The 12,519-nt window shown below is 42.7% G+C and carries 13 protein-coding genes; all 13 read right to left on the bottom strand.

Annotation, left to right across the window (positions count from 1 at the left end):
* Position 1: 1 nt before the first annotated feature.
* Entirely contained in the window at positions 2-1,105 is a 1,104-nt protein-coding gene (locus OCF95_RS03055) for a glycosyltransferase (RefSeq protein ID WP_261104879.1), read from the bottom strand.
* Positions 1,095-1,940 carry a LicD family protein gene (locus OCF95_RS03060; RefSeq protein ID WP_080702844.1) on the bottom strand — a complete coding sequence of 282 codons (846 nt, stop codon included), beginning with the start codon at positions 1,938-1,940 and terminating at the stop codon, positions 1,095-1,097. The genes OCF95_RS03055 and OCF95_RS03060 overlap by 11 nt, the downstream gene beginning before the upstream one ends.
* Positions 1,941-2,065: 125 nt before the next feature.
* Entirely contained in the window at positions 2,066-3,376 is a 1,311-nt protein-coding gene (locus OCF95_RS03065) for an LCP family protein (RefSeq protein WP_261104880.1), read from the bottom strand.
* A complete protein-coding gene (gene pheA, locus OCF95_RS03070) occupies positions 3,373-4,221 on the bottom strand; it encodes a prephenate dehydratase (protein WP_261104881.1) in 849 nt (282 codons plus the stop codon). Before pheA ends, OCF95_RS03065 begins: the two co-directional genes overlap by 4 nt.
* Complete coding sequence (locus OCF95_RS03075; RefSeq protein ID WP_261104882.1) at positions 4,218-4,694, bottom strand: shikimate kinase; 477 nt, start codon at positions 4,692-4,694, stop codon at positions 4,218-4,220. Before OCF95_RS03075 ends, pheA begins: the two co-directional genes overlap by 4 nt.
* The gene (gene aroA, locus OCF95_RS03080; protein WP_261104883.1) at positions 4,687-5,970 is read right to left on the bottom strand and encodes a 3-phosphoshikimate 1-carboxyvinyltransferase; all 1,284 of its coding nucleotides are present in this window, start codon (positions 5,968-5,970) and stop codon (positions 4,687-4,689) included. Before aroA ends, OCF95_RS03075 begins: the two co-directional genes overlap by 8 nt.
* A 91-nt stretch (positions 5,971-6,061) precedes the next feature.
* A complete protein-coding gene (locus tag OCF95_RS03085; protein ID WP_084950335.1) occupies positions 6,062-6,400 on the bottom strand; it encodes a YlbF/YmcA family competence regulator in 339 nt (112 codons plus the stop codon).
* Positions 6,401-6,410: 10 nt separating this feature from the next.
* Positions 6,411-7,514, bottom strand: a complete 1,104-nt coding sequence (locus tag OCF95_RS03090) for a prephenate dehydrogenase (RefSeq protein WP_049502174.1) — start codon at positions 7,512-7,514, stop codon at positions 6,411-6,413.
* A gap of 9 nt (positions 7,515-7,523) precedes the next feature.
* Positions 7,524-8,690 (bottom strand): chorismate synthase, encoded by a 1,167-nt coding sequence (gene aroC / locus OCF95_RS03095; RefSeq protein WP_261104884.1) that lies wholly within the window; start codon positions 8,688-8,690, stop codon positions 7,524-7,526.
* A 9-nt stretch (positions 8,691-8,699) separates the two neighbouring features.
* Entirely contained in the window at positions 8,700-9,767 is a 1,068-nt protein-coding gene (aroB, locus tag OCF95_RS03100; RefSeq protein WP_247952838.1) for a 3-dehydroquinate synthase, read from the bottom strand.
* An 18-nt stretch (positions 9,768-9,785) separates the two neighbouring features.
* Positions 9,786-10,640 (bottom strand): shikimate dehydrogenase, encoded by an 855-nt coding sequence (locus OCF95_RS03105; RefSeq protein ID WP_261011189.1) that lies wholly within the window; start codon positions 10,638-10,640, stop codon positions 9,786-9,788.
* Positions 10,630-11,307, bottom strand: a complete 678-nt coding sequence (gene aroD / locus OCF95_RS03110) for a type I 3-dehydroquinate dehydratase (RefSeq protein WP_000767765.1) — start codon at positions 11,305-11,307, stop codon at positions 10,630-10,632. The genes OCF95_RS03105 and aroD overlap by 11 nt, the downstream gene beginning before the upstream one ends.
* Positions 11,304-12,467: a class I SAM-dependent rRNA methyltransferase gene (locus tag OCF95_RS03115; RefSeq protein WP_084888506.1), complete on the bottom strand. Its 1,164-nt coding sequence runs from the start codon at positions 12,465-12,467 to the stop codon at positions 11,304-11,306. Before OCF95_RS03115 ends, aroD begins: the two co-directional genes overlap by 4 nt.
* Positions 12,468-12,519 lie beyond the last annotated feature (52 nt).

The raw sequence follows: 12,519 nt of genomic DNA on the forward strand, positions 1-12,519 counted from the left end.
GCTACTCCTCTAATAGTTTTTCTACTTGTTCGATTTGTTTGGCAATTGTGAATTGTTGAATGAATTGGCTAGCCTCATTGACATCGAAATTTGAGGCAGTAGTCATGTAGTTCGTAATTGCCTGAGCTGCCTCTTGATTGCTCTCAATGATTTGTCCAAATCGTCCTTCTTGGGATAATTCCTCAGCCCCTCCAACATCCGTAGAGACAAAAGGAAGTCCCAAACTCAAGGCCTCCACATACACTCCAGGAAAACCTTCTTGTTTAGACATAGACAAGAGAACTTTCGTCTGAGATAAATACTGATAAGGATTTTTTTGATAACCAAGGAAATGTACATAGTCTTCAAGCTCATATTCTTTGACGCGTTTTTTCAGTTCCTCTTCCATATCACCAGCCCCTATGAAGTAGAGATGATAGTTTTTTCCCTCTTGATGTAATAATCGTATCACTTCCACCACACGGTCAGAACCCTTATTTTCCTCAATCCGTCCGATAGTACAGATACTTTGAGGCGCAATCTCGATATCGATCTTCTCTTGAGATTTTTCTAAAATAGTCTTAAAATCATATCCATTGTAGACCGTCTGTAATTTCGAAGCATAGTCTGGATAGACTTCCTTGATAGAATCGCTGGTCTTTTTTGAAATTCCTACAATGGTATCCGCAGCATCCAACTGGCATCTATGTGACTCCCTTTTTGAGCTATCCTTAAGAAATTCTTCGATACTTCCATGAATCCAGGAGATTTTCTTGACTTCTTTTCTTTTAGAGAACAAAAGTGGAGGATTCATAATAGTAAAAGAAACTTCAACATCATAGTCATCTCTTACAAGCAAGCGACGAGTCAATCTTGGAAAATAAATTCTCATTCTCCACAAAAGAGCTCGAATCCATCTGGCTTGGCGATAATCCTGAAGGGATTTTAAAATGCATACATGCTTGGGAACAGATTCGTATCCCTTATCAAAATGTTCCATTTCAAGAATATCAATATCATACTTTTCTGGATCTAGATTTGAAACAATGGTAGATAGAATCTTCTCTGCGCCACCCCCGAGAGAAAAAGACCACATAAAAAATAATATTTTTTTCTTAGCCACCATATTCTCCCTTGTATTCTGTATAAGACTTATCCATATCAGCGATGACAGCATCATGATGTGGTAACTGCTTGTCTGCTGGTGGAGGTGTCATGTAGTCTCCAAAAGCAGTGCTGAGATAAGCATGGTAGCCGACTGGAACGGGCATCTCTGTCTCTTCAAATGGCAAGAAAAGATTATCCTCAAAAGATTCGATTAGGTACTTGTTTCTCATGTAACCAGGACCCGAGCATAATTCTGTGATGCCATCGCTCTCACCCAGACTATACTTGGTCATTTCTTTCTCAGCTTTTTTCCAAATGCGATAACGAAGAGATTTTGGAGTCAACCCCAGTAAAATACGGCTTCCCCATTTCATAAGTGCACCATGCTTTTCTGGAATAGTCTGCGCACAAAAGAGTGAATAAATCAGTGCCCAGCGAACCTGTTTTTTCCGCTCAGCTGGATTTTTCGGATAATAATCCAAAGGTAACACATCTAAGGCCAAACCATGTGGCAAATCCAAATCCTGCTGATAAGGTTTGATACAGGTAGTTTCCTTGTCACGAATAGTAATAAAAAGATTGCGGTCGACAAAATCCTTGTTACTCTTTGACAAGAAATAACGCTCATCTGCATAACGAGGCCATAATTCTGCTAATTTCTCATAATCTTTACGGGGCATAAAAAAATCTAGATCATCATCCCAAGGAATAAAACCCTTGTTTCGAAGGGCACCAATAGCACCTCCTCCACAGAGATAACAAAGCAAATCATGTTCCTTGCAAAAGGCCACAAAATATTCAGCCATCTCCAGACTTCGAGCCTGAATTGCTTTTAAATCAGTCATATTGTTCATTATTCTTTCTATCGTATCGTTCCATTATACCACAAATAAGGGATGAAAATCTATTGCAGACTGTAAAAAATCAAAGCCTGACTGCTAGATAAATAGCCTTCAAACTTTGATTTTTCTATCTTAACTTATCTCATTCCCATTTGAGCAAGCTTGGTTTGATATTTATTTTGGTCTACTAAGAGTGCCTGTCCTCCATAGACATCATAGGCATCGACCCAATCACCTAGTTCTGGAACTGTTAATCTCTCAATGCCATTTTGCGCTCCATCTAGGAAGGATAAACCATTGGTCAATAAGAAACTATAGGGAACATTCGTAGAGGTCATGCCAAAGACCTTACCAAGTGCTTCTGAACCAGTAAAGAGTTTGGTTGGATCCTTGAGTTGCTGCAGAACAGCTGTCAACACTTGCTGTTGTCTCTTGGTACGACCGTAATCACCTTCATCATCATCACGGAAGCGTGCATAATTGAGCAAGGTTGAACCGTTCATCTGCTGTTTCCCAACTTTGATAGTCTGGGTTGGAGACTCCGTTTCCGTAGCATGCAAATCATCTCCCACCGTAGCTTCGGTTAAAAGTTGACCTTCCAAGGTTGAGAATTTGGCATCAATTGTCACCCCATCTGGGAACAGAGTGTCAATAGCGGTTGCGAAGGCCTGGAAGTCTACCAAGGCATAGTACTTAATGTCCAAGTCAAAATTGTCTTTTAGGACTTTTCGAACCATTTCTGCCCCTTTTTGTCCCTCTTGTTCCCCCAACTCATAGGCCACATTCAACTTATTATCGGATTGCTTTCTACCGTTAATGACTTGGCTGTAACCATCTATATAAACCAAATTGTCACGCATAAAGCTGGCCAGCTTGATTTTTTTATCTGAGCCACCAACGTTTAGAACCATAATCGAGTCCGTTCTCGTCTCAGCACTGTTTTGGCCAATCCGTCCATCCGTCCCCATAATCAAAATATTGACCCCATCCTTGGTATCTTGACCATGAAAAACTTCTACTTGAGCTGCCTTAGCATTGGCAGGTTTGGTTGGATCCGCATTTGAATAACCTTTTAGGAACATAAAAATCATACCAAAACCAACACAGGCTAGAAGGGCAAGCAATCCTGCAAAAATGCGCCCCCAACGAATCTTACGTTTTTTGGACTTAACCTTTGGAAGAGAATGACTTTTCTGGTATTTTTTTGCACGACTTCGGTTACCGTAGGATGGAAGAGGAGACTGATTGATTGGTTCCATGAAAGACTCTTCCATATCGTGATTTTCATCATGAATTTCTGGAGAAGTCTCACTACTGCTAGCCATATTTAACTTACCTTGCAGGTAAGCAAACTCTTTTTTCTCTCGCTCATTGAGGTAATGAATGTTCTTAAAGAGATAGTCATAACGTAACTGCTCATGATGACTTAAGGGATTTTCTTTACTCATCTTCTCTCCTTTCCGTGGTCTGATATTGGATAAATAGGATAGGCTCCCAGTACTTTATACTGGATTCCAATCGCTTCTAATTCTTTTTGGGCAAAGTTAACCAAGTCCTTATCGGCGTAATCCACATCGATAATGAAAAAGTATTCTCCCAGTGCTGTCTTGAGTGGTCGACTTTCAATTTTTGTCAGGTCAATTCCTCTCCAAGCAAAGGTCGACATGGCCTTATAAAGTGCGCCTGGAAGGTTGTCCGGTAAGGTCAAGGCCAAACTCATTTTCTCAGTTTGTTCTTTCAATGGAATAGAAGGCTTTTCAGCTCCTAAAACCCAGAAACGTGTGAAATTGGCTTCCATTTCCTGAATATCCTCGGCAATCAGTTCCAAGCCATATTCTTCAGCAGAACTTCTAGGTGCAATGGCTGCATAAGGCTGGTCTGGATGTTCGGAAATAAAACGGGCCGCATAAGCTGTACTAGCTGTTACCTCGATTTGGGCCTCTGGATATTGTTCATCGATGAATTTCTTTCCTTGAGCCAAGGCCTGTGGATGTGAAAAAATCTTTTCAATCTTATTATGACCTGGAACCACCATCAACTGCTGATGAATAGGCTGAACGATTTCTGCCACTGCTTGAATGCGAGCCTGATGAAAAAGGTAGTCCAAGGTTTCATGAACACTACCCTCGATAGAATTTTCAACTGGCACTACAGAATAGTCCACCAAGCCTTGCTCATAGGCCTTGATGACATCTGTAATATTGGCAAAGGCCTGCAATTCCTCATGAGGAAAAGCTGTCTGCACAACGTGGTGTGAAAATGATCCCTTGGGACCTAGGTAAGCAATTTTCATCTCAGTTCCTCTATAATTTCCTCTGGGCTTAGCTTGGTCACATCCAAAATCCGACTAGCCACTTCCTCATACCAAGCCTGTCTTTCTTTGAAAATAGCTGCAAGTTCTTCCTTGCTATTATTTAGAAAAAGCGGGCGCTGATTGTCCTTATCAGCTGCGATACGGTGGTAGAGGGTTTCAAAATCTGCTTTCAGGTAGATGTTATTAGAATTGGTCTTTAGTATGTCACGATTTCGCTGAGAAACGACCACTCCTCCACCAGTTGACACAACTTGGTCTCTTTGTAGTAAATCAGCTAGGACTTCTGATTCTACCTGACGAAAGGCCGCTTCTCCCATTTCCGAGAAAAATTCCGCAATGGACATACCTAAGCGCTTCTCTATCAGAGCATCCATATCAAGGTAATTAGGGTCCAATCCTCTTGCAATAGTCGATTTGCCGGCTCCCATAAATCCTAATAATACCTTAGCCATGAATCAAGTTCTCCAAATCATCAAAGAAGCTAGGATAGCTGGTATTGATAGCTTCAGCACGGTCAAGTTCCACTTCTCCATCAGCAACCAAGAGGGCCGCGATAGCCGTCATCATGCCGATACGATGGTCTCCAAAAGTATTGACTCTAGCACTGTTAAGGGCTGATTTTCCTTTGATAATCATTCCATCTGCTGTAGGTGTGATATCCGCACCCATGCTATTTAAGGCGTCTGCCACAACCTGAATGCGGTCTGTTTCCTTGACCTTAAGTTCCTCAGCATCCTTAATAACTGTTACACCTTGAGTTTGGGTCGCAAGTAGAGCGATAACTGGCAATTCATCAATCAAGCGTGGAATCAAGGCACCGCCAATCTCTGTTCCTTTCAAGTCAGAAGACTCAACAATCAAGGTAGCGGATTTAGAGACTGAATCAATTTCAGTTACTTCTAATTTTCCACCCATGGCACGAATGACATCGATGATACCTGTACGCGTTTCGTTAATACCTACATTCTTAAGCACCACACGAGAATTTGGAACAATCAAACCAGCAACTAGCCAAAAGGCTGCACTGGAAATATCTCCTGGAACAACCACCTTTTGTCCTGTCAATTTTTGTGGTCCTTGGACTGTGATTTTCTTGCCATCCACACTTAAATGACCACCAAACTGTTGCAACATATCTTCAGTATGATTACGGGTGCATTCTTTTTCGATAATCACTGACTCCCCCTGAGCCTGCAAGGCTGCAAAGATCAAGGCGGACTTGACTTGGGCAGAGGCAATTGGTAACTCATAATGAATAGGTCTTAGGTTTTTCGTCCCTTTTAAGTGAAGAGGAGGCAGGTCTCGCTCAGTTTGTCCCGAAATGCTGACGCCCATTTTTTTCAATGGAATCGTCACACGGTCCATAGGACGTTTGGAAAGACTGTCATCTCCAAACATTTCTACTTCAAAGTCTGCACCAGCAAGGACACCTGAAATCAGGCGAATCGAGGTTCCAGAATTTCCCATATCAAGGGCATTTTTCGGAGCTTTTAAACCATCCATACCTACACCTTGAATGGTAATAACCCCATCTTTATCCTCAATCTCTACACCAAGGTCACGAAAAACTTGAATAGTTGAGAGCACGTCCTCGCCACGCAAAATATCATAAACCTTGGTCTCACCCTCAGCCAAACTTCCAAAAATAATCGAACGGTGGCTGATAGACTTATCACCTGGAACTCGGATACTGCCATGTAAGTGGCTAATGTTTGTTTTTAGTTTCATACTGGACCTCATACTTGCAATACTTTTACCTATTTTATCATAAAAAGCCAGAAATTCCTTAAAAATTCCTGACTTTATGATAGTTATTTTCTTATTTTAGCAATTCTGAAACTGGTTCGAAAACAATTTTTTCAATGTCAGAAAGGTAAATTGCCAATTGTTGTTGCTTGGTAAAGAATTCTGATAAGAGGCTATTCCCTTGAATCTGCTTGCCAAAGCCTTCCATTTTCGCTTGAAAGGATGCGTCTGGCATTTGACCTGTCTGTGCTAGTTTTTGAATTTCCTCTTGAAAGGCAACGTATTCTGTAAAGATTTTGCTTGCCTCAGCATCTGCTGCAATCGCATCTTTAGCTGCTTTAACAGCCTTATATTCTGCTAATTCGCGTAGGCCGCGACTGAGTTCGTTTGCACTATCGTAAATATTTGACATGATTTTCTCCTTATTTGATGACGACTGTATAGTCGGTGTTTTCTGTTATGAGGTGCTCCGCTCTTTCCAAGTCTTGAGCATTTTTAAATGAAATTTGTAGGATCCCGTGAATATCCTCACGGTTTTCCTCATTGATGTGAATATTAACCAAGGAAGTTCCACGTAGCAGTTCCAAAATCCTCAAGATGACATCTTCTTCATCGGGAACATCGACATAAAGGTCATAAGAGCTATCCACACCGCCACGCTTATGGATTTCCATGGCCTGACGTTGCTCACGCGCTTGGTTGAAAAAATTCCAGATTTGCTCTTCATCTCCCTTGCTGATGGCTTGTCCAACCGCTTCTAAACGTTCCTTAAAATCCGCAATTCGATCCAGAATAGTTTCACGATTGGACAAGAGAATGGAGGTCCACATACCCGGCTCGCTTTCTGCAATTCGAGTCATATCTCGAAAACCACCGGCCGCAAATCGCCTTGCCATCTCATGTTCTTGAGCATAAACCGCGGTCTGCTCCATGAGACTGGAAGCCAGAATATGAGGAAAATGGCTAATCTGAGAAGTCACTCGATCGTGCTCCTTGGCATCAATCTCGATAAAACGGGCATGAAGACCTGAAAGCAGATCCTTCATTTCATCAAGCGTGTCCTGACTTGTCAGGCTTGAAGGTGTGAAGATATAATAGGCATTTTCAAAGAGATTGACATCCGCAGAGGCAGCCCCTGTCTTGTGACTACCAGCCATGGGATGGGCCCCGACAAAACGAACAGACTTGCCAGCCAAATATTGCTCCGCCGCATCCACAATAGCTGACTTGGTCGAACCGGCATCTGAAATAATCACGCCTTCTTTCAAGTCCAAGTCGGCCAACTCCTTAATGAAAGCAATGGTTTGTTTGATTGGCAAACTGAGAATAATGATATCTGCCAAAGGAGCAAAACTAGCAAAATCATCCATTGCACGGTCAATCATGCCTTCTTTCAAGGCAATATCTCTCGAAGCTTGACTGCGATTATAACCTAAAATTTCATAATCTGGATGATCGCGTTTGATACCAAGTGCCATCGAGGCACCGATCAAACCAAGACCTGCGATATAGACTGTTTTTGCCATAGGAACTCCTTAATAGTTCTTTGTATAGTCTCGGTGTTTGGCTACCGCTTCTTTTAATTCCTCTAGATTGTCTGATGAGAATTTTTCAAGGATTTCTTGTGCCAGAACCGTTGCCACAACGGCTTCCATGACCACACCGGCTGCTGGAAGAGCGGTCGGATCACTTCTCTCCACTGTTGCCTTGTAGGGTTCATGGGTTTCAATATCCACACTCATGAGTGGTTTGTAGAGAGTAGGAATGGGTTTCATAACTCCACGAACAACAATCGGTTGCCCATTGGTCATACCACCTTCAAAGCCACCTAGATTATTGGTACGGCGAGTATAGCCGTCTTCTTTAGACCAGAGAATTTCATCCATAACTTGGCTACCTTTGCGGTAACCAGCTTCAAATCCAAGGCCAAATTCCACCCCTTTAAAGGCATTGATAGAGACAACTGCTTGGGCAAGTCTGGCATCTAATTTTCTGTCCCATTGGACATAGGAACCAAGACCGACTGGAACACCTCCGACGACTGTCTCGACAACTCCACCGATGGTATCACCGTCACGTTTAATTTGATCAATATAATCCTTGATTTCCTGTTCCCTTTCTTGGTTGACAATAGAAACTTCTGACTGGGCAGCTCGTTCCTTAATCTCAGCGACTGTTAGATTTTCAGGAACATCGATTTCCTTACCACCAAAGACCACGACATGGTTGGCAATCTCCATACCCAGCTCAGCCAAGAGGCGTTTGGCTACTGCCCCAACTGCCACCCGCATGGTGGTTTCACGGGCAGATGAACGCTCCAAAGAATTTCTCAAATCGTCAAAACGGTACTTGATTCCCCCAACCAAGTCGGCGTGACCGGGACGAGGATGGGTGATTTTTCGTTTGCTTTTAAAGCGGTCTTCAATGTCCTCCGCAGACATGATATCCAGCCATTTCTGATGGTCCTTATTGACGACATCCATGGTAATGGGAGCCCCAGTAGTCTTCCCATGGCGAACACCCGAAGTAAAGATAACTTGGTCGCTCTCAATCTTCATACGACCACCGCGGCCGTATCCACCCTGACGACGTTTCAAATCCTCATTGATGTCCTTTGCTGTCAAAGGAAGTCCAGCTGGAATTCCTTCAATGATAGCCGTCAGACGGGGACCGTGTGATTCTCCTGCAGTTAAATATCTCATACACTCTCCTTATTTTACCAAGTAGTCTTTCATCTCTTCCAGAGAAACTGGGTGAATGGTCGCTGAGCCAAGCTCTGGAACCAAGACCAATTTCAAGGTATTGCCACGCGCTTTCTTGTCATGTGTCAAAGCCTGATAAAGCTTGTCAACATCCCAGTTTTCATAGTCAACAGGCAAGCCAAATTTCTGACACATTTCTGTGATGGACTGAGTTATGCCAGCTGGCATGAGACCTTTTTCCTCAGCAACCTTGGAAATCTGCACCATGCCCATGGCCACAGCTTCTCCATGCATGACTTTTCCATAACCGGCCGTTGCTTCAATGGCATGACCAATAGTGTGGCCAAAGTTAAGGTAAAGGCGTACACCATTGTCCAACTCATCCTCAACTACCATCTTGCGCTTAACCTGACAAGAATGTTCAATCAAAGTCTCCGCATGTTCCAGAATGCTCTCTACAGAACCATCCAGCTCCGTCAATAGAGTCCATAGTTCTGGATCCTCAATCAAGCCATACTTGATAACTTCACCCATTCCTTCAATCAACTCTCTTTTTCCGAGGGTTTCAAGAACAAGTGGGTCAATCAGAACCCCATCTGGTTGGGCAAAGGTCCCCACCATATTTTTAGCAAATGGAGTATTAACACCCGTCTTTCCACCGATAGAAGAATCCACCTGGGCTGTCAAGCTAGTCGGTATCTGAACAAAATGAATGCCCCTCATATAGGTAGAGGCTACAAAACCAGCCAGGTCCCCAACGACACCGCCACCAAGAGCCACGATTCCATCGCTACGAGTCAGACCTTGCTTGACTAAAAATTCATAGACTTTCTGGACAGTGGTTAAATTCTTTCTTTCTTCCCCTTCTAAAAAGTCAAAAACTGCTACCTGAAAACCAGCATCTTCTAGGCTGAGCTTGACCTTCTCTGCATAAAGAGAAGCTACATGGTTGTCTGTTACAATGACTACCTTTTGTGGTTGCCAGAGTTCTCGCAACCATTGACCAGCCTGAGCCAGACAACCTTTTTCAATCTGAATATCATAAGGATGATGAGGAATATCGATTCTGATTTTCATAGGAGAATCTCCCTTTCTTTATTGGTATTTTTCTGTTAAAGACTGCCAAATTTCTTCTGTCGGCATTTCCTTGCCTGTCCACAGTTGAAAAGCTTCTGCAGCTTGATAGAGCAACATTCCCAGACCGTTGACCGCTGGATTGCCCTGCCTTCTGGCCCATTTCAAAAATGGTGTTTCAAAGGGTTGGTAAATGATATCTGCTACTAAAAGAGTTTCTGGTAAGACTATGCTTTCAGGAACTGGAGAGGATTGACCATCCATCCCTACACTAGTTGCATTGACCAGTAAATCCGACTCAGCAATCCTTGCTTGCAGTTCAGGAACATCTTCTAAAGCAGACAGGTCCACCTTAAAACCTGTCTGCTCCTGTAACTTGTCTAGGTATGGTCTTGTTTTTTCCATGGAAACTGAACGAACAAAGACTGAAATCTGACTGACACCATCCAAAATAGCCTGTGCCAAGATTGATTTAGCCGCACCACCTGCACCAAGCAGGGTCATCTTTTTACCTGAAATTGTAAAAGAAGGCAAGCTCTTAAAAAATCCCTTGCCATCTGTATTATATCCAATTAAATTGCCATTCTCATTGACAACCGTATTAACCGCACCAATCAAGCGCGCTTCGTCACTCAATTCATCCAAATAAGAAATCACCTGCTCCTTATAGGGCATGGACAAGTTGATGCCAAACATCTGGTAGCGACGAATATTGGCCACTGTTTCTGCCAAGTCACCCGCTTCAATCTCCCAAGCCACGTAAGCACCATTGGTAGCTGTCGCCTCAAAGGCGCTATTGTGAATAAATGGGGAAATAGAATGCTTAATAGGATTGGCAACAACGGCAGCTAAACGTGTATAGCCATCAAGCTTCATCCAAAATCTCCCGAATTTTTTTCATATTAGCTAGGGAAATCTGACCTGGGGCACTTGCCTCATCTAGACTAGCAAAGGACCAGCTAGAACCAGTCACATCTGCAGTGATACGAGAGACCTTGCCCACCTTACCCATAGAAATAGTTACATATTCCTGCTCAGGATTGAGGGTTTTAAAGCCTCGTGTATAGTTCATCAAGTCTAGCACATCCTGCTCCGTGTGAGCCATCACCGCAACCTTAACAAGTTTTGGATTTAAACTCGTCAACTCTGACAAAATTTCCATCATGTTCTCAGGTGTTTCTTGGAAATTATGGTAACTCAAAACGAGATTTGGGAAGTCCAGCATTTCCTCAAAAACATCCTTGTAGCTATAGTACTCAAAATCAATATAGTCTGGTTGATAGAGTTGCGCCACTTCCTTGATTAGATGGATATATTCTTCTGGAGAAAGGTCGATTTCTCCCCCTTCAGAACGAGTTCGCAACGTGAAAACCAATTCACGACCTGCAAATTTTTCAAAAATCGCTGGAGCCACCTGCAAAATCGCTTCTTTAGGCAGATAGTCGGCACGCCATTCAATGATGTCGGCATCCAGATACCTCGTGGCATCCAGAGCCTGGGCCTCCTCTAAACTTCTTGGCATTACTGAAACGATTAATTTCATTTACTAACCTTCATACTAATCACCTTGAGGTAATTACTACTTTCATCTTTTTTATTATAGGCAAAATCTGCTGGAAGACCGTATTTATTTAAAATCTGGTAACTTCTTCCTGCAAAGCCTTTATCAATTTGTTCTATAAATTTCTGGCGGGATACATTGGCAGCATTGGTGCTGGCAATAATAATACCGCCCGGATTTAAAATCTCAAGACTCTGGGATATCAACTTGTGATAATCCTTAGCCACAGAAAATGTTTGTTTTTTATTCCGAGCAAAGCTAGGCGGATCTAGAACAATCACATCGTAAGTCAAGCCTTTTCGCTTAGCATACTTGAAATACTCAAAGACATCCATGACTATAAAGCGATGGTCGCCTGTGCTGATTCCATTTGCCTGAAAATGCGCTTGAGACAATTCTCGTGAACGTTTAGCTAGGTCAACCGAAGTTGTCTGGCTAGCTCCACCCATGGCCGCAGCTACTGAAAAGGCTGCTGTGTAGGAAAACATATTGAGCAAGGATTTGCCCATAGCCAATCCATCCACTAGACTACCACGAACCTCGTGCTGGTCTAGGAAAATCCCTGTCATCAAACCATCGTTCATAAAGACTTGATACAAGACACCATTTTCTAAAACAGTGAAAAAGTCAGGTGCTTCTTGACCATAAACATGGGCAGATTCATAGTCCAAACCCTTAAAACGGATCTTCTCATATGCTCCTAAAACCTCAGGAAAAACCTGTCTAAAAGCTTCTGAGATGGTCTGACGAATCTGATAAACATAAGAGTTATACCAAGAAAAGACAGCATAGTCGCCATAAAGGTCCACTGTCAGACCGCCAAAGCCATCTCCCTCTTGGTTGAAGAGACGAAAGGCAGTTGTCAAATCATCTTGATAGTAGGCACTTCTCTTTTCTTTAGCTTGTCTAAACAGCGTTTCAAAGAAAGCTTGATTGAAGGTCACCTTGTCTGTGCTCACAAACCAGCCCAAGCCCTTGTTTTGCTGAGAAAGGTAGGCAGTCCCAAGAAAGGTTCCTTCCTGACTCTGCACTTCTACTTCCTGATCCTTAAGATTGACATTCTCAAGATCGCTGGCTTCTAGTAAAACCAAACCTTTGGCAAGCTTCTTTTCAACCCTTTTGCTGACTCTTATTCTATTCATAGTCCCTATTATAGCAAATTTTGTGACAATTCTCAAAAAAGAAACTACCCTT

Origin of the sequence: Streptococcus mitis (assembly GCF_946188615.1) — a bacterium.
Lineage (GTDB): Bacteria > Bacillota > Bacilli > Lactobacillales > Streptococcaceae > Streptococcus > Streptococcus mitis_BZ.

Excerpts from the sequence above, each read along its gene's own strand:
- OCF95_RS03075 (WP_261104882.1), bottom strand. The coding sequence starts at position 4,694 with ATGGCTAAGGTATTATTAGGATTTATGGGAGCCGGCAAATCGACTATT.
- OCF95_RS03060 (WP_080702844.1), bottom strand. The coding sequence starts at position 1,940 with ATGAACAATATGACTGATTTAAAAGCAATTCAGGCTCGAAGTCTGGAG.
- aroA (WP_261104883.1), bottom strand. The coding sequence starts at position 5,970 with ATGAAACTAAAAACAAACATTAGCCACTTACATGGCAGTATCCGAGTT.
- OCF95_RS03065 (WP_261104880.1), bottom strand. The coding sequence starts at position 3,376 with ATGAGTAAAGAAAATCCCTTAAGTCATCATGAGCAGTTACGTTATGAC.
- aroC (WP_261104884.1), bottom strand. The coding sequence starts at position 8,690 with ATGAGATATTTAACTGCAGGAGAATCACACGGTCCCCGTCTGACGGCT.
- OCF95_RS03105 (WP_261011189.1), bottom strand. The coding sequence starts at position 10,640 with ATGAAGCTTGATGGCTATACACGTTTAGCTGCCGTTGTTGCCAATCCT.
- aroD (WP_000767765.1), bottom strand. The coding sequence starts at position 11,307 with ATGAAATTAATCGTTTCAGTAATGCCAAGAAGTTTAGAGGAGGCCCAG.
- OCF95_RS03115 (WP_084888506.1), bottom strand. The coding sequence starts at position 12,467 with ATGAATAGAATAAGAGTCAGCAAAAGGGTTGAAAAGAAGCTTGCCAAA.
- OCF95_RS03090 (WP_049502174.1), bottom strand. The coding sequence starts at position 7,514 with ATGGCAAAAACAGTCTATATCGCAGGTCTTGGTTTGATCGGTGCCTCG.
- OCF95_RS03085 (WP_084950335.1), bottom strand. The coding sequence starts at position 6,400 with ATGTCAAATATTTACGATAGTGCAAACGAACTCAGTCGCGGCCTACGC.
- pheA (WP_261104881.1), bottom strand. The coding sequence starts at position 4,221 with ATGAAAATTGCTTACCTAGGTCCCAAGGGATCATTTTCACACCACGTT.
- OCF95_RS03055 (WP_261104879.1), bottom strand. The coding sequence starts at position 1,105 with ATGGTGGCTAAGAAAAAAATATTATTTTTTATGTGGTCTTTTTCTCTC.
- aroB (WP_247952838.1), bottom strand. The coding sequence starts at position 9,767 with ATGAAAATCAGAATCGATATTCCTCATCATCCTTATGATATTCAGATT.